Raw genomic sequence first — 14,866 nt, forward strand, 5'->3', positions numbered from 1 at the left:
ATTGTGCGGCGGGCATGTGCCCGGGCATTCTAGGACTCGACTCATGTCCCAGAGCCGTTCGGAGTTCGCATGTCCGTCGCCCGTCATTGGCAGTCGGGTCCTGATTCGTCGGTCGTTGATCTGTCGTCATCGGATGGCGAGCGTCCTGCTGGGCAGCTCCTGGGTGAAGAGCTTCGTCGGCATCGGGAGCGCCGGGGTTACACGCTTGCGTCGGCGGCGCGGGCTATCAGGGGATCGACGTCCAAGATGAGTCGGTTGGAGCGCGGGGAGAGTCCCGCCAAGCCGCGGGATGTGTACGACCTTGCCGCGTTTTACGATCTGTCGCGGAAGGAGGTGGCCTTCCTCGACCAGCTGCTGGCCCAGGCGGCGAATGCCGAGTGGTACGAGCGGTTCGCCGATGTGACGCCTGTCTTCCTCAAGCGCTTGATCCGCGTGGAGGGGCGTGCCGAGGAAATCACGATCTTCGAAAATCAGGCGGTCCCTGGCCTGTTGCAGACCGAACGCTACGCGGAGGCGTTGGTCAGGATGATGGAGGCCAACGCTCTCCCGGACGCAGAGATCGCCCGGATTGTAGCGCTGCGGATCGGACGGCAGCTCATCCTCGATCAGGAGCTGCCCCGGATCACTGTCGTGCTGGATGAGACCGTCTTGCAGCGAAGGCGGGGCAGCGCGGACGTCATGGGGGAGCAGATGATGCATCTGCTCGACGCGGCCAAGAGGCCGAAGGTGAACGTGCGGATCATCAGCAAGGACGCTGTGTCGCCGCCCATGGCTATCACCTATCTCCAGTTCCCGGACCACGTGCCGGGTGACCTCGCCTACCTGGAGAACATCGAGGGTGCGACCTACGTGACGAGGCAACGTTCGTTGGACAACTACCGCAAGGTGCTGACCGACGTCCGTGACAACGCCATGCCACGCGACGGCAGCCTCGACGCCATACGGCAGGCTGCGGAGCAGTGGGCTCAGCAAGCCGCCCTGGAGCGGTGACGCTGGTCCCAACGGGGTCAGGCGCCACCGCTCCGGCGTTACCCAGGGGCAGCCGGATCAAGCCTCGATCTTGGCGACACCGCCCCACTCGATCCAGTCGGTGGGGCGCAGATGAGTTGGCGGCGGCGGGGCATCGGGCTGCCAGTCGATGACATCAACGAGGCCAGGCGGGTCGATAATGGTCATCCCGTCGAAGTACTTCCGGACTTCGTGCCTTTCACGCACCCGGCCCCACCTGTCGTGGGTCGCCTCGGCCATCAGACGTGTGACTCTGCTCCTTACCGCCGTGTCATCGCTGACGAGCTGGCAGATGACCACGTAGCTGCCGGCAGGAAGTGCGGCCGCTACACGCTTTATCAGGGCTGCGGGGTCTCGCTCGTCGTCGGTGTCGGGCAGGCAGTGCAGAACGGATACGAAAAGAGCCGCGATCGGCTGGTTCCAGTCGAGGAAGGTGTCGGTGGCGGTGCGGATCTTCTGTGTCTCGCGCATGTCCTGGCCGATGACCATGACGTTGTCGTTCTCGTCCAGTTGCGTGCGACCGTGGGCGAGGACCATGGGGTCGTTGTCAACGTAGGCGACCTTGGCGTCCGGCGAGATGCGCTGGACGATTTCGTGGACGTTGTCCAGGGTGGGCAGTCCCGAGCCGTGGTCGAGGAACTGCCTGATGTTCATGTCCCGGGCAAGGATGCGAACCACCCTGCGGAGGAACTCACGGTTGGTGCGGGCTAACTGCTGAGTGCTTGGGGCGATGCTGAGCAGATCGGCACAGGCTTTCCGATCGACCTCGTAGTGCTGACTGCCTCCTAAGAGGTACTCGTACATGCGGGCGACACTAGGGGTGGTCGTGTCGATGCGGGGGCGAGGTTGGGGTTTCTCCCCGTAGGCCATGCGTCAACTCCTCGCAGCCCTTGCTCCAGGGCGACATCCTCGGTTGATGAGAGCCCATCGTAGAAGCCGCGCAGCAGGCCCGCCAGTCGCCTAAAAGGGGCGTCAGCGGATCCCAGCTACCGGTTTCGAGTAATACGAACCGCTCGCAGGTGCACACAGAGCAGTGCCGTGCGCCGTCACACTTCGCGCTGCACGCAGGCGCGAGGCGACGCAGGGAGGCAATCCCTCAATTGCGCGCTCGGCGCTGCGCAGCAGGGCACGGACCGCATGGTCGTCGAGCCCCATCAGGTCGGCGGCCTGCGTGATCGAGAGCCCTAGACGGTGGTGCAGCAGGACCGTGTCAGCCTGGGCATCGTGCAGCAGGCAGTGGACGCTCCAGCTGTGCCCCTCGGCGCAGGTGGTTCGCTCACCGGCTTGGTCGCGCAGCAGCTGCCAGGCGCGGGCGGCGGGGCAGGCGCTACGCAAAGCCGTTGCCCAGCCCGCGCTGAGGGCGTCGAAGACGGCCTCGACACAATGGGTCGCCCGCGTCCACTCGCCCACCCGTACATACGCGTAGCGCAGGTACCAGTCGAGATGGAGTTCGCGGAAGGCGGTGTACTCGAGACAGAAGGCAGCCGGCATGCGCTCGACCGTCGGCCGCGGTGGGCGACAGTTCGCACGGGTCATGTGGACCGCCCCGGGCCTCGGGCCGCCCGATGGGCCGTCCAAAGGCCCTTGAAGGGCTCCGGATCGGCGCCCAGCCACAGCAGCATCTCGCACAGCACGTTCCACTCCGGAACGAGTCGTCCGTTGAAAACAGCCTCGGCTTCCGCCTCGGTGAGCCCGGGGGGACACACAGCTGCTGCCGCGGGATAGCCCGCGGCGAGCCGGGCTCCGCGCAACCCTGCGGCAATCTGGCTACCGGGACACGGCGGATCAGGCACGCGGGGAGCGGACTTCGACACGGACTGCCACAGCAGGCGAAGGTCTCCGGGCTGCCCACCCAATAGATGAACCAGCGTGTAGGTGGTGGTCCACGGAACCACCACCTGCCCCTCCAGCACGCAGCGCACCGCGAAGACCGGCATACCGGCCTCGGCCGCGATGTAGTCAAGGCCGACATTCGAGTGTTCCTGCAGCGTACGAATGGCCCGCCCCAGGGCCTCCGCAGCCTGCCTCACCCCCCGGTCAGGGCGAGTCGCCCCTCCGGAGACACCCGGAACGGTGCCGTACGGCTGGCCGTCCCACAACGCCTGTTCACGGGCAGCCAGCCGCTGAGTGGTGCGTGCACTTCCCCAGCGCGCCCTGGCCCGCCCCTCGCTCATCCTGGCCGATACACCGATATCGGCCCAGGTCCGGCCTGCGGAGCGCTCGTCGACCACCGCTGCCGCAGCCACACATTCGGCGTCGTCCACGATCCTCGCCGCCAGCTCCAGGACTCCGTCCAGCGGCATGTCTGAACAACATGCCGTCACCAACTCATCGGCACGGAGGCCGAGCTCTGCCGCGACGAAACGGTGGGAGAACCGGGGAACCGCGGCCTGGAGCTCGCGGTCCCGTTTACGCTGAGCGCGGCGGCGATGGCTCTCGTCGCAATAGTCGCGCGGGCGCCCGCCACCGGGACGCTGGACGATGGTCTTTCCGCAGAACCCGCATCCGGCCTCGCGTGAGGCATCAGACATCACTGCATTCCCTTCACCCCGCCCGCACACCCGAGCGCGGACGCGCCGGCGGCATGTAGTGATTGTGGGGGGGGCCGCCGCGCGGCGGCCCCCCCCACAATGGTGGAGATCAGACCTGGCGCACGCGGATGTAACGCAGGTAGCTGCGCTTGGACAGCGCGACCAGGAGACCGATCAGGGGCAGGGCGAGCGGCCAGACGACGGGACGTTCCTCCCAGCCCGGCCACACCGTCGGGAACACGACGATTCCCAGCGGGATGGGCAGGAGCACGAAGAAGAGGCTGGCGCAGATACGCAGCTCATAGAGATTCGCACCCCGGGGTTTGGGACCCCCTGGAGCAGGGATAATTCTCGGTGGAACGACCGGGGGAACATTAGGGTGCTCCCGGTTGCTTTCCGCGGTCACAGTTGGACCTTTCGTAGGTTGACGATGGCCTGCCAGGCGGCCTTGGGCCTCACCCCGAGGCCGCCTGCGCACAGCGTGCCATCACTCCGCCGCGCGCTGTGATTACACATTAGCTGTACGACGGAGTGCTTCACTCCCGTTTTCATCACCCCGGGATACTTTCCCAAAATGGGAAAGCGTCCCGCATGCAAGAGGTGATCGTCTGAGCTCTATTTGCCTCAGACTGCTTTCGCACTCTTTCGCATTGTGATCAAATCTGACAGGGTGGAGGTCATGCTCTCGCCGCAGGCGAAGTAGTTTTTGATTCCGTTCGCCGGAACCCCTGCTCATAGGGCTCATTGGCCAGTCGGAGATTAACGAGTACGCTTCTCGAATTCGGAGTCGTCACATCCGTTCCTTTGTGCACGGGCTAATGGGAATCAAGCAAACGTTGCGATTGCGATCATCTGGCTGCGGTGTGTGATGGTTTCCTTCAAATGGCTCCGCAGCGTGTCCGCCGACCCCTCCGGAGGGGCTCAGTGACCCGACCTGCGTGCTTTGCCCGCAAACGGTGCGATGGGCGGCTCGGGGTTCGAGTGGGAGCGGGCGACTGTCCGATCGTCCGAGCGGAGGGGCCTCTGGCGACCTTGCGGGTGCCCCGGGGCCCGTTGAGTCGGCACGGAGCGCGGTGCCGGTGTTGCCGTCGCTCCGTCCATGCCGCTCGCCGAACCCGGCGTATCCGTCTTCGAGTACCAGACTCTCCGCGGACTCTGCCGTTCAGCCGTGGTTGAGACGGGTCCAGGGGTTGGGCATCGTGTTGCCTCTGTAGCGGTGCGGGCGACCGTCACTTTCTGGAGGTCGAACAGTTCGATCCCATCTGCCGAGGGCATTCGCCACCGTCCGTTGTGGTCGGTGAGGCGTCGGCGGGCGTCCTTCCACTTCCAGCGATGCAGTGCCATCCAGCAGCTGATCACCCGGTGCCGCGTGAAGCTGGCCAGGGAACTCAAGGCGGCTTTGCAGACCGTGTGCTTGAAGTGGTTGGCCCAGCCGCGCATGATCCGGTAGAGCCTGATCAGCACGTCCCTTGGGATTTCTGCTGCGATGCTCTGTTCGTCAGGGCACGAAACCCGGCGGGCGGCCGCCGGGTCGTTCGTCTGATCCATTCAGCCGCGCTAGGAGAGTCGTCGGACAGAGCCGTTCTTCCTGACCAGAGCCTTACACGAGGAAGTCGATCGCTCGCTCGTCGAGCTCGGCCGCACAGCGCACCCCGCGGGCGCGGAACCGCGCCAAGTCCTTCCGCATGCTCTTGACGGCCTTGCGGGTACGTACCGACTGCACGCCGTCCATGTGGTCGATGGCCCGGTGCCAGGTCTGGCACGCCTCCTCGATCCGTCCCCGCTTGAGCTGCATCTCCGCGCCGGCGACGAGGTCAAGGGAGACGATCCGCGCGTACGTCGTGGCGGGGCGGGCGGTCGCGGCGCGTGCGTACTGGTTGGCCGCGGCGTCGTAGTCCCCCAGCGTCTCGTACACCTTGGCGGTGCGGGAGTATACGGAGGCAGGGGGCGGTCCCCAGGCAAGAGCCCAGAAGGGGGTCTCATCGCCCTTGTCGGCGGTGAGGAGTTCGCGGGCCATGTCGGCCTCGGAGACGGCTGCTCGCCGCTGGCCGCCCTTGGCGAGGGTGTGGGCGTGGACGACCCGGAACAGAGCTTCGGTCGCGTTGTCGACCCTGCCCTTGGCGCGGTTCAGACCGGTCTCCGCGAGGCCCTGGCAGTGTTCGGGCCGGTGGAGCTTCAGCCCCTGCATGGCCATCGTGCGCATGATGAACCCGTCGTGTCCGGTGATGCCGGACTCCACGGCGAGTGCGTAGGACTGGAGGTAGTACCGCTGGGCCAGCCCCTGCTGACCGGCGTCGTAGGACTTCCAGCCGAGCAGGTGAACGCCCCGGCTGGCGGCGGAGAGCATGTGCTGGCGCATCTCCTCGCTACGGAAGCGGGCACGGCACAGGGGGGCGACGTCGTCGCGGAGGTACTGGACGAGGGCGGAGCGGCCGTGCTGACCACCGTGGCGTTCGTCGATCTCGGAGAACATCCTCACCATGTCCCTCACGGCACGGACCTCCGCCATGCCGACGACATGACCGGTGCGCGCGGCGGCGCTCCGGTCCGCGATCTCCTGCACATAGTTGAGAGGCAGGCCGGCGGCGGCCACCGAGTACGCGGAGGTGGTGAGGAAGGTTCGCCGGTCCAATTCGGCCCTCCACATCGGCAGCAGGACGTCAATCGGGTCTGCGCCGAGGGACAATCCCATGCTGTCATCCTCTGCCACGTTCGGGCTCGCCAGGCCGAGGTCGGCCAGCGTCAACAGGCGGCCGACCTGTCGAGACAGGGCGACGGCGAGGAAGCGGGCGGTCGTCTCATGCGGGACGACGCCGTTGATCCAATGCCGGACCAAGCCCTTGTTCGTGCCTAATGTGACCCCGCACTCGGCGGCGACCTGCCGGACCGCCTTAGCCAGTGCTTCGTAGGTGAGACCCGACTCGGTGATGAGATCCCGGAGCCGCTGGTTCGGTGTGCTCATGGTCATTCCTGCCCGTGATACCCGTGATACCGCTTGACCTCCCTGTCACCGTATCGCCGTACGACTACTGCGAGTTGACTGTTCATCACGCCAAGCGGCCCTCTCCGCCGGGGAGTTCAGGGTGCGTCGCCTGGCTGTGCACGGTCGGCGCTCAATCCCGAGCGTCTGGAGACCAGGTGACCAGGAGGTCAACGATGAAGCAGAACACCACCCCCGAGTACAGCGCGCCGGTCGTCCTGGACGCCGGTGAGGTCGTCGACGTGACCCTCGGCACGAACAACTTCGACACCGAGGACGACACCGAGTACAAGAACGCCTGACCGCGTTCTGCCCGGACGTGACAGCGTCCAGGGCTGACTGGGCGTCGGGCTGCGAGGGGCTGTGCCGCGGGCACGGCCCTGAACGGCCCGGCGCCCAGTCTTGTGCCGACGATCGACACACCCACGCGGAGAAGGAAAAGGGCACATGCGATGGATGGCGGGATGGTTCGGCACCGGCGCGAGAAGCCGGGCACCGCGCGGCGGAAAGCCGCTGCCGGTGCTGGGGTCGGCATGGACGGTCGGCTGGCCAACCAGCAGAGTGCGGGCCGTGGGCGACGGCCCACTGGAGCTGGCGGTCATCGGGGAATGCGGCACGGGCGACGACCAGCTCCGGCAGGCGCTGGCCACCGTGCGGTCCGGAGACTGGAGGGCGCTGACCACCTGGCCCGGTTCCTACCTGGTCGTCGCACGCTGCGGGGAAACGCTGGCGGTGATCGGGGACCTCTCCGGGCAGCACCCGGTGTACTGGCGGACGGAACACTCCGGCGTGTGGTGGTCGACTTCCGCCACAGCACTCGCGGCACTCGACGGTGCGCCGGTCGACACCGTGTCCCTCGCGGCCCGGATGGCGTTCGGCCAGCCCGATGTCCTCGGAATGCGGAGCCTGTTCCGGTCGGTCAACCGGGTGCCCACCGGACACCTGCTGCTCGTCACCCCTGCACGGGCCTCGGCTGTGCGCTACGAGCCTGTCGAGGCTGAGGCGGTGGACCTGCGGGATGCTGCTCCGACCGTGCGAGCCGCCCTCACCGCTGCGGTCTGCACGCGCCTCGGAGGCCAACCCGTGAGCGCGGACCTCGCGGGCCTGGACTCCACCACCCTGGCCTGTCTCGTCGCACAGCGGTACCCGGTGGCTGCGGTGACCTTCGCCGACGAGCGGCTGCGCGACGACGACGTGGTGTACGCGGCCCGCACGGCGGCGGCCGTTCCCGGCATCTCGTACCGTGCGGTGCCTGGCACCCCGGACACCGTGTACTACAACGGCCTTGACGACCTCGGTTCGCTGCCCGTGACCGACGCCCCGAACGCCTTCGTCGTGACGGCCTCCATCAAACGGGCTGTCCTGGGTGCGGTCACTGCGCAGCAGACGTCCCGGGTGCACTTCACCGGGGCCGGCGGGGACGCCGTGCTCTCCGCTCCCTCCTCCTACCTGTCCGACTTGCTGCGCTCGGGACAGCGGCTCCGCGCGTGGCAGCACGCTCAGGCCCACGCCCGGCTCCGGCACACCTTCCCCATCGCAGTGCTCCGCCGGGCCCGGCCTGCCTCACGGACCACCCTGGCGGGGACGTGGCGGCAGATCGCCTCCGAACTCCGTCGCGCGCCGCGACCTTGGGTTCCCCAGGCTCAGCAGCCGGTTGCCTGGACCCCGCTGCTGGCCACGGCCGACTGGATGGCCCCCGATGTCCGCTGCCAGCTCGCCGCAGCCCTCGACACAGCAGCCGCCGCCTATCGCCCGGACTGGCCGACCACACTCGCTGCCTGGTCAGACCAGCAGGATCTGGCCCGAGTCGGGGCGAACACCGCTGGCTGGCGGGCGATCACCCTTGCCGAGGACGTGGACCTCGCTGCCCCGTACCTGGACAACGAGGTCATCCGGGCCTGCCTCGCCGTCCCCGCCGACCAGCGCGCCGCCCCCGGCCGATACAAACCCCTGCTCGCGGAAGCGTTCGCCGGTACCGGTGCCGTGCCGGACTTCGTGATGAAGAGGGTCACGAAGGGCGGCTTCAACGCGGTCGCCTACGCGGGGCTGCGCGAGAACGCAGCGATCCTGCGCGGCCTGGTTGGCCCCTCCTCCCGGCTGGCTGCCGCAGGGCTGATCACCGACCGGCCCGTGGACGAAATGCTCGCGCGGGCTGTGGTCGGGCAGCCCACCGCACGGGGTGCACTGCATCTGGCCGTCAGCGCGGAAGTATGGCTGCGGCAGGTGAACACCGCGATGACGAACTGGTGGGAGGTGACCTCCCGTGTTGCGGCTGCATGAAGGAGCACACACCGTGCTCACAGACGAAGGCGGGGCGATCCTCAACGAGCGCACCGGCCACTGGAGCTACCTCACCCCGACCGCCGCGTCCGCGGTGCTGATCCTGCTCTCCAGCACCACTGAAGACCAGGCCGCCGGGCAGTACGCCGACCGGTACGGCATCTCCCGCGACCAGGCCGCATCCGACGTCCGCGCCGTCACGGACGCGCTCATCCAGCAGGGCGTCATCTCCCGGCCGCCGGTGCGCCGCTCGTGGTGGAGGTGGCGCCGATGACGACCAACGAAGCGTGGTCGACCGTCCGCACGGGGACGTTCGGTGAGCGCGTGGCCGCGACCGCCGGTCTCCTCCTGGCACTACTGCTCCTGCTACTCCCCTTCCAGCACACCGTGCGGGTGGTCCGATGGGCCCGCGTCGCCGGGCTCCGCCCTCTGCCTCAGGCGCGGTCCGAGGCCCTGGTCTCGGCCGTGCGGCACGCCGGCCGCTGGTGGCCGGTCCGTGTCGCCTGCATGGAGACCTCCCTAGGCGCGGTCCTCGCCGCCGCGCTGCTCGGGCAGCGACTCGACTGGTGCCTGGGGGTTCGCTTCAGCCCGGAGCCGGTGGAGTACCACGCCTGGGCTGCACTTCCCGATGTTGGCCCGGTCGGGGAGTACACGGCTGGGGGCTGGCACCACTACACCGCCCTGACCATCTGACCCAGTCAGCATCCGGCGTGTCCTTCACCCGGCCGGAGCAGTTGAACATACGCGTACCCCACCCCTCGAAGGAGTGACCCGTGACCACCGTCGCCGAAGCTGTACCGGAGCGCCACTACACCCATCACGAGCAGCGGGGCGTTACCCCGCACCGCTCCAACCCCCGTTTTGTTCATCGTGAGTTGAATACCCTCGATGTGCGCGAGGGTATGAACGTGGTGGAGTTCGGGACCGGCTCCGGCTACTCCGGCGCCCTGCTCTCGCAGCTCGTCGGCCCCTCCGGGCAGGTGACCAGCCTCGACATCGACGCCTATCTCGTCCGCTGGGGAGCCGTCATCCACCACGAGCGCGGTGTCCGCAACGTCGAGTGCCACGTCTCCGACGGCACCGCGGGCTTCGCCACCCGTGCTCCGTACGACCGGATGGTGGCCTGGTGTACCCCTCCGCTCCTGCCGAAGGCATGGGTGGGTCAGGTCGTGGACGGCGGGGTGATCGTGGCCCCGCTCCCGATCGCGGCCGTGCCCAACATGACAGTGGTGGCGAAGATCGTGGTGCGCGACGGTCAGCCCGTGGTCGAATCGGTGGCGACCGGCGGCTACATCGAGGCCACCACTTCGCCCAAGGGGGACCTCGACCTGCCCGGACGCTGGGTGGACTGGGAGAACCGTGTCCCCTCACCGTCCTGGATCTCCCTGGCCTGGCGCAACGAGGACGACCACCTGCACAGCGGAGCTCGCACCGCCCTGGACCGCCTCTTGGAGGACGCATACACCGAGCCGTACACCGCCGAGATCGACTGGCCCTCCTGGCGCACCTTCGCCGCCTCGCTCGAGGACCACCGCCTCACGATGGCCGGACTCCGGCCGGACCTGTGGGCGATCGGGCACAGCACCACGACCTCCGCGGCCGTCGTCCAGCAGGACGGCACGATTTTGGCCGACCGGCCGGACAGCCCGTCTCTGGAGGTTCTGCGCGGCTGGCTCGCAGCCTGGGAGGAGGCGGGCCGCCCCGCGCCCGAGTCCTACACCCCGCGCTTGGTCCGCCGCGAGCCCGCCGACGGTCCGGACGGCTGGGGCCTGCACCTCAGCTAGCCCTCTGGGGTCACCTGGAAGGTGGGCTGTGTGCAGTGTGGCTGCCAGGGCTGAAGTCTGCTTAGAGTCAGAGACCTCTGGCGTCGCTGGAAGGGACTGGCCCATGGCTGACAAGCCCGCGATTGTTCTGGTGCACGGTGGGTTCGTGGACGGGGCCGGCTGGCGAGCGGTCTACGACCTGCTGGTCCGTGACGGTTACCGGGTCGCAGTGGTGCAGAACCCGACTCTGTCGCTGCAGGGCGATGCCGCCGCGACGCGGCTGATCGTGGACGAGCAGGACGGCCCGGTCGTGCTGGTCGGTCACTCTTATGGCGGTGCGGTCATCACCGAAGCCGGCACCGACCCGAAGGTGGCGGCCCTGGTCTACATCGCGGCGTTCGTGCCGGACGCGGACGATTCGGTCGACACGCTCATCGGCAGCTTCCCGACCGACGTGCCCGGACCGCCGATCCTTCCGCCCAAGGACGGCTTCCTCTTCCTCGACCGGGACAAATTCCCCGCAGCGTTCGCCGGCGACCTGCCCGCCGACCTGGCCGCCTTCATGGCCGACTCTCAGGTCCCCTGGGGCGTGGACGCCCTCGGCGGGCAGGTGACCGAGCCCGCCTGGCGGACCAAGCCGAGCTGGTACATGGTCACCACCGACGACAAGATGATCCCCCCGCCCGCCCAACGCTCCATGTCCGGGCGAGCCGGCGCGACCACCGTCGAGGTCGCCGGCAGCCATTCCATCTACGTGTCACAACCGGCCGCAGTGGCCGACCTCATCAAACAAGCGGCGTCCACGGCGACCGCATCGCAGTAACCGCGGCTTCCCTTCCGTCCCGTGGGCGAGGGGCGGTCCGTCGCATTGCTTCGCCGGTGACCCGACCGGACGCGGCTCGGCTCGGCTGTAGCGCAACCGGCTTCTGGCGGCTCGCCGCCACGCAAGCTCGCCGGGTATCGCACCCCCAAGCCGACGGATCCAGGAGCGGGCCAGCTCGCCGCATTCGGAGAGACCTTCCACGCGGAGGTGCCGGTGCCCCCTTGCCGGGGTGGGGCGGACCTGCGTCGTGTCCGGCACCAGCTGCGGCCTGACGCCGGGCCTGCGGTGAGCGGTCCGCCGCCGGTCTGCGTTCCCGCACTGAGTGCGAGGCAAGAGCGGCTGGCTGCCTGGGTTCGGACATTTCATGGCTACATCCGGGTTACGAACTTTTGAAGTATGGGTGCCTTATGGGTGACCAGTCCATGATGGAGCCATGACGGCGGCCTCGCGTGCCATGACCCAACTTGTGAGCTGGCCGGACCTCGCGGAGGCCCAGCCCAGCTGCGGCACCGGCCTGGCCCTGCGCTCGGCCTCCGCTGAAATTGCGCACTTCCACTCCGGCCGAAGCGCCGACCTGCACCTCACGGTCGGGAAGATCCGCCGTTTCGAAAGCGACCTGAGAGGCTCCTCCGCCATTCGGCTCGTGCCCGACTCGCACTGGGTGACCATCTGCCTGGAATGCGAAGCGGACGTCGACCTGCTCCTGACCCTGGTGAGCGTCGCTCTCCAGGCCCACCAGGGATGGCCGGATTCCGGTAACGCGCCATCCGCCCGGTGCAACGATCACCACGGCAGTCGTGCGCGAGAATTCCGGTGACAGCCGAGGCAGAAATGTTCCAGGTCAGGGGAGAACACCGTGGCGATGGATGCAGGCGAGGAAGAAGCCATCCAGGCCGTTGTTGAACGCCTCACGGACGCCGACAGCACAACACGGACCCCCGAGGAGATCGAGGCAGCCGTCGCCGAAGCCCATGCCTCCTTCAAAGACCGGCCAGTCCGTGACTTCGTTCCCGTCCTCGTCGAACGCAAGGCCCGCGCCGCCCTCGACAACCCCTCGACCACGGAGTAACCCCCTCTACCGCCTCGCCACCACCCCTGCACGGGCAGCAGAACCAGCCCAGGTCAGCTGAGTTCCGGCAGCACTTCGCGGCCATCGCGGAGAGCCTTGAGCAGGCGATCGCCGAACTGTCCGACCGCCTCGATGTCGAGCGCAGGGCGCCCGGCGACATGGGCCGGCAGGCGATGGACCGGGATGCGGAGATCCACCGGAGAGCAACAGTCAGTCAGGCCGAGAGAGGCGTCATGGTGGAATCGACCAGGTGGCTGCCGTGGACCTGGTCGACGAGGGCCAACAGGTCCTCCACAGCCCTGGCTAGACATGCCGCGTGCCATACCCGCAGCTGGTAGTGGGGTTGATGTACCGCTGCGGCCGAGACAGCTGTGCGCGCGATGACGGACTCCACCTGCTGGTGCGTGGTGGCAGGCGGAAGGGCACCACGTCGGATCTGTTCGACCAACTGATGAGCTGCCACGCCAAGCCGGTCGATGACCTCGTCCAGTGCATCCGGCGGGGGTGTGAGCCGCGTATTCCACCACCCGCGAACCGTGCGCGCTACCTCTCGGATCTCGTGCGGGCTGGAGCTGTTCAGGCCCGGCCGCGGTCGGGGCACCTTCAAGGTGGACGTGGGACGCTCCACGGCGCCTCGACGCACGACCAGCCGCCTGTGAGGTCCGCGTTCCAGCAGGCCCTCCTCGGACAGAATGCGCAGCGCATCAGTGACCGGCTTCTGGGACGTGATCAGGATGCGCATCAGCTCCCGTCGATCCGGCAGCGCGGTGCCGGGAAGGAAGGCGCCACCTTCGGCCAACGCACGTAGCCATTGCGCAATTTGGCGTGGCCTGTCGTTGGCATCGCCCCCGGGCACTCGGGCCCGGCAGTTGGTCTGCTGCTCGATCACGCCCCTTTCCGCGAGGTCGGCCAGGGCCAGGTGGATGCTCTGGAGGGGGAAGGCCAGGTCGGCCGCGAGTCGTCCTGGCGCCAGAACCGTGCCGGCCGGATAGCTACCGGTCTTGATCCGGTGCTCGATCTGGCGAGCAACGTCCACGATGGGCACGAACGGCGGCTCGGTCTCGGCCAGGGTGCGCAGCAGTTCTCGTGCGCTGACCACGCGCAGCACCAGTTTCTCGTATGTCAGCTGGGTGGCCTGTTCGGGGCGTTCGACCGCCTGGATCAGCCGGCTCCACCGGGCCTGGTCCGCTGGTGATGTGGAGGCTGCGGCGTGGCGCCGTGCAGCCAGAGACGCCCACGGGTTGATGTACTGGTCAACCTTGTTGTGGGCCTCGCGCACGGCCGCACCTGATGCGGCGGCCATAGCCCCTCCGACCCTCCTCAGACGCAACAGGTCAGCTCGCAATGCGCGGCGAATGCGTGCTGAGTCCGCGGGTGACGAGCTGGGCTCGGCGGGGCGCTCCCGGTCCTGGATACTCACGCCGCGACCTCTGTCTGTTCGGCGGCCACGGCCCGGCGGGGCGGGATGACCTGGAGGTCGGGACGGATCTCGCCGGTGTCATCGAAGAGCAGGACACCGTTGCACAGCAGTGTCCAGCCCTGCGTGTGACAGGCAGAACGGGGACGGGCGGCGTCCGCGTCAGTGGCGTCGGCGGCCGGGCACGGCGGGGTGTGCTCACACATAGCTGTCCCTCCTACGGGGAACGTCGTTAGGTGCGTGGAGGCGCCTGACGGGGGCGCCGTCGGGATGCCGCGTTGCGGAGAGAGGCGGGCCTCAGGCTGGGCTCGGTGGCCAAGTAGCTGGCGTACTCGTCATCAAGATCGACCGGCGTCACGCCGCCGAGCCTCATGACCATCTGATGCGCAAGCACCCACCGGACCTCGCCGTCCTCGTAGGCCTTGTCCGCCGGTTCCTCTGCGACGAGGGTGCCGTCGAGGCGGGGGTAGTAGAACATTCCCAATACCCCATTGGGGCTCGGGTTCGCGACGCGAAGGACATGAGCTCCGGTCCGTCTGATCCGGGGACACCGCGCCCGTGCTTCCACGGCACAGGGCACACAGACCGGAGGGTGGGTGGAGAGCTTGGAGTGGGGATCTCCGGGGGTGATGGGCTCCATCCACAGAACACCCAGGTCACTGACATCGGCTGGCAGCCCGCACACCTGGCACAGCAGCTCTTCCATGGCCCGGCGCTGACGCCGCGGGTGAACCCCGGCGAACTCGGCGGCGCCCTGGCCGATGCGCTGCGATTTGCGGGCCCACAGGGCCCCGAACCGGTCGCGGTCATGAGGGCTTTCGTTGACATAGAGCAGGCCCTGGCCTCGACGGCCACCCAGCAGGGCAGTGCTCGTGCGCTCGGAACTCCACGTTGCGATCCACGGCACGCCGGGCACCGCCGGGCCATCGAGGATGGGCGTGGGCGTGCGGGGCATGACCGAACTCCTCGGTGCAGTGGACAGGGGAAAGAGGGTG

General features: G+C 68.0%; 19 protein-coding genes. 9 read left to right on the forward strand and 10 right to left on the reverse strand.

All coding sequences use genetic code 11. The features are described from left to right. Positions 1-69: 69 nt before the first annotated feature. Positions 70-990 (forward strand): DUF5753 domain-containing protein, encoded by a 921-nt coding sequence (locus tag ABT112_RS28630; protein WP_351514422.1) that lies wholly within the window; start codon positions 70-72, stop codon positions 988-990. A 57-nt stretch (positions 991-1,047) separates the two neighbouring features. On the opposite strand, the gene ABT112_RS28635 is transcribed toward ABT112_RS28630, so the two are convergent. From ABT112_RS28635 to ABT112_RS28660, 6 genes are all read right to left on the reverse strand, one after another. Continuing rightward, positions 1,048-1,878, reverse strand: a complete 831-nt coding sequence (locus tag ABT112_RS28635; RefSeq protein WP_351514424.1) for an SAM-dependent methyltransferase — start codon at positions 1,876-1,878, stop codon at positions 1,048-1,050. A 102-nt stretch (positions 1,879-1,980) separates the two neighbouring features. Continuing rightward, positions 1,981-2,499, reverse strand: coding sequence for a hypothetical protein (locus tag ABT112_RS28640; protein WP_351514426.1), 519 nt, complete (start codon positions 2,497-2,499; stop codon positions 1,981-1,983). A 41-nt stretch (positions 2,500-2,540) separates the two neighbouring features. Further along, a complete protein-coding gene (locus ABT112_RS28645) occupies positions 2,541-3,539 on the reverse strand; it encodes a hypothetical protein (protein ID WP_351514428.1) in 999 nt (332 codons plus the stop codon). A gap of 109 nt (positions 3,540-3,648) precedes the next feature. After that, positions 3,649-3,810, reverse strand: a complete 162-nt coding sequence (locus ABT112_RS28650) for a hypothetical protein (RefSeq protein WP_351514430.1) — start codon at positions 3,808-3,810, stop codon at positions 3,649-3,651. A 650-nt stretch (positions 3,811-4,460) separates the two neighbouring features. After that, complete coding sequence (locus ABT112_RS28655) at positions 4,461-5,087, reverse strand: group II intron maturase-specific domain-containing protein (protein WP_351514431.1); 627 nt, start codon at positions 5,085-5,087, stop codon at positions 4,461-4,463. A 52-nt stretch (positions 5,088-5,139) separates the two neighbouring features. Continuing rightward, positions 5,140-6,501, reverse strand: coding sequence for an NsdA family TPR-like regulatory protein (locus ABT112_RS28660; RefSeq protein ID WP_351514433.1), 1,362 nt, complete (start codon positions 6,499-6,501; stop codon positions 5,140-5,142). Between the two features lie 194 nt (positions 6,502-6,695). Here ABT112_RS28660 and ABT112_RS28665 point away from each other — a divergent pair, with 194 nt between their 5' ends. The 8 genes from ABT112_RS28665 (at position 6,696) to ABT112_RS28700 (ending at position 12,454) form a co-directional block, all read left to right on the forward strand. After that, positions 6,696-6,821: a lasso RiPP family leader peptide-containing protein gene (locus ABT112_RS28665; protein WP_351514435.1), complete on the forward strand. Its 126-nt coding sequence runs from the start codon at positions 6,696-6,698 to the stop codon at positions 6,819-6,821. Positions 6,822-6,975: 154 nt separating this feature from the next. Beyond that, complete coding sequence (locus ABT112_RS28670; RefSeq protein ID WP_351514479.1) at positions 6,976-8,799, forward strand: albusnodin/ikarugamycin family macrolactam cyclase; 1,824 nt, start codon at positions 6,976-6,978, stop codon at positions 8,797-8,799. Positions 8,800-8,812: 13 nt separating this feature from the next. Further along, positions 8,813-9,073 (forward strand): PqqD family protein, encoded by a 261-nt coding sequence (locus ABT112_RS28675; RefSeq protein WP_351514437.1) that lies wholly within the window; start codon positions 8,813-8,815, stop codon positions 9,071-9,073. Next, positions 9,070-9,492, forward strand: a complete 423-nt coding sequence (locus tag ABT112_RS28680; RefSeq protein ID WP_351514439.1) for a lasso peptide biosynthesis B2 protein — start codon at positions 9,070-9,072, stop codon at positions 9,490-9,492. The genes ABT112_RS28675 and ABT112_RS28680 overlap by 4 nt, the downstream gene beginning before the upstream one ends. 80 nt (positions 9,493-9,572) lie before the next feature. Continuing rightward, on the forward strand, positions 9,573-10,583 hold the full coding sequence (locus tag ABT112_RS28685; protein WP_351514441.1) for a protein-L-isoaspartate O-methyltransferase family protein: 1,011 nt from the start codon (positions 9,573-9,575) through the stop codon (positions 10,581-10,583). Between the two features lie 103 nt (positions 10,584-10,686). Then, positions 10,687-11,385 carry an alpha/beta fold hydrolase gene (locus tag ABT112_RS28690; RefSeq protein WP_351514443.1) on the forward strand — a complete coding sequence of 233 codons (699 nt, stop codon included), beginning with the start codon at positions 10,687-10,689 and terminating at the stop codon, positions 11,383-11,385. 433 nt (positions 11,386-11,818) lie between these two features. Then, positions 11,819-12,202 carry a luciferase domain-containing protein gene (locus ABT112_RS28695; RefSeq protein ID WP_351514445.1) on the forward strand — a complete coding sequence of 128 codons (384 nt, stop codon included), beginning with the start codon at positions 11,819-11,821 and terminating at the stop codon, positions 12,200-12,202. Between the two features lie 45 nt (positions 12,203-12,247). After that, a complete protein-coding gene (locus ABT112_RS28700; RefSeq protein ID WP_351514481.1) occupies positions 12,248-12,454 on the forward strand; it encodes a three-helix bundle dimerization domain-containing protein in 207 nt (68 codons plus the stop codon). 53 nt (positions 12,455-12,507) lie between these two features. On the opposite strand, the gene ABT112_RS28705 is transcribed toward ABT112_RS28700, so the two are convergent. The 4 genes from ABT112_RS28705 to ABT112_RS28720 form a co-directional block, all read right to left on the reverse strand. Then, entirely contained in the window at positions 12,508-12,651 is a 144-nt protein-coding gene (locus ABT112_RS28705; RefSeq protein WP_351514447.1) for a hypothetical protein, read from the reverse strand. Positions 12,652-12,668: 17 nt separating this feature from the next. After that, the gene (locus ABT112_RS28710; RefSeq protein WP_351514449.1) at positions 12,669-13,757 is read right to left on the reverse strand and encodes a GntR family transcriptional regulator; all 1,089 of its coding nucleotides are present in this window, start codon (positions 13,755-13,757) and stop codon (positions 12,669-12,671) included. 113 nt (positions 13,758-13,870) lie between these two features. Then, positions 13,871-14,077 (reverse strand): DUF5999 family protein, encoded by a 207-nt coding sequence (locus ABT112_RS28715; protein WP_351514451.1) that lies wholly within the window; start codon positions 14,075-14,077, stop codon positions 13,871-13,873. A gap of 26 nt (positions 14,078-14,103) precedes the next feature. Next, complete coding sequence (locus tag ABT112_RS28720) at positions 14,104-14,826, reverse strand: hypothetical protein (RefSeq protein WP_351514453.1); 723 nt, start codon at positions 14,824-14,826, stop codon at positions 14,104-14,106. Positions 14,827-14,866: the final 40 nt, after the last annotated feature.

Source organism: Streptomyces sp. NPDC002055, from assembly GCF_040296705.1.
In the GTDB taxonomy this organism is placed as follows: domain Bacteria; phylum Actinomycetota; class Actinomycetes; order Streptomycetales; family Streptomycetaceae; genus Streptomyces.

Bases quoted from the DNA above. Each gene is read 5' to 3' on its own strand.
- ABT112_RS28630 (WP_351514422.1), top strand. From the start codon at position 70: ATGTCCGTCGCCCGTCATTGGCAGTCGGGTCCTGATTCGTCGGTCGTT.
- ABT112_RS28635 (WP_351514424.1), bottom strand. From the start codon at position 1,878: ATGGCCTACGGGGAGAAACCCCAACCTCGCCCCCGCATCGACACGACC.
- ABT112_RS28640 (WP_351514426.1), bottom strand. From the start codon at position 2,499: ATGCCGGCTGCCTTCTGTCTCGAGTACACCGCCTTCCGCGAACTCCAT.
- ABT112_RS28645 (WP_351514428.1), bottom strand. From the start codon at position 3,539: ATGTCTGATGCCTCACGCGAGGCCGGATGCGGGTTCTGCGGAAAGACC.
- ABT112_RS28655 (WP_351514431.1), bottom strand. From the start codon at position 5,087: ATGGATCAGACGAACGACCCGGCGGCCGCCCGCCGGGTTTCGTGCCCT.
- ABT112_RS28660 (WP_351514433.1), bottom strand. From the start codon at position 6,501: ATGAGCACACCGAACCAGCGGCTCCGGGATCTCATCACCGAGTCGGGT.
- ABT112_RS28665 (WP_351514435.1), top strand. From the start codon at position 6,696: ATGAAGCAGAACACCACCCCCGAGTACAGCGCGCCGGTCGTCCTGGAC.
- ABT112_RS28670 (WP_351514479.1), top strand. From the start codon at position 6,976: ATGGCGGGATGGTTCGGCACCGGCGCGAGAAGCCGGGCACCGCGCGGC.
- ABT112_RS28680 (WP_351514439.1), top strand. From the start codon at position 9,070: ATGACGACCAACGAAGCGTGGTCGACCGTCCGCACGGGGACGTTCGGT.
- ABT112_RS28690 (WP_351514443.1), top strand. From the start codon at position 10,687: ATGGCTGACAAGCCCGCGATTGTTCTGGTGCACGGTGGGTTCGTGGAC.
- ABT112_RS28695 (WP_351514445.1), top strand. From the start codon at position 11,819: ATGACGGCGGCCTCGCGTGCCATGACCCAACTTGTGAGCTGGCCGGAC.
- ABT112_RS28700 (WP_351514481.1), top strand. From the start codon at position 12,248: ATGGATGCAGGCGAGGAAGAAGCCATCCAGGCCGTTGTTGAACGCCTC.
- ABT112_RS28710 (WP_351514449.1), bottom strand. From the start codon at position 13,757: ATGGCCGCCGCATCAGGTGCGGCCGTGCGCGAGGCCCACAACAAGGTT.
- ABT112_RS28715 (WP_351514451.1), bottom strand. From the start codon at position 14,077: ATGTGTGAGCACACCCCGCCGTGCCCGGCCGCCGACGCCACTGACGCG.
- ABT112_RS28720 (WP_351514453.1), bottom strand. From the start codon at position 14,826: ATGCCCCGCACGCCCACGCCCATCCTCGATGGCCCGGCGGTGCCCGGC.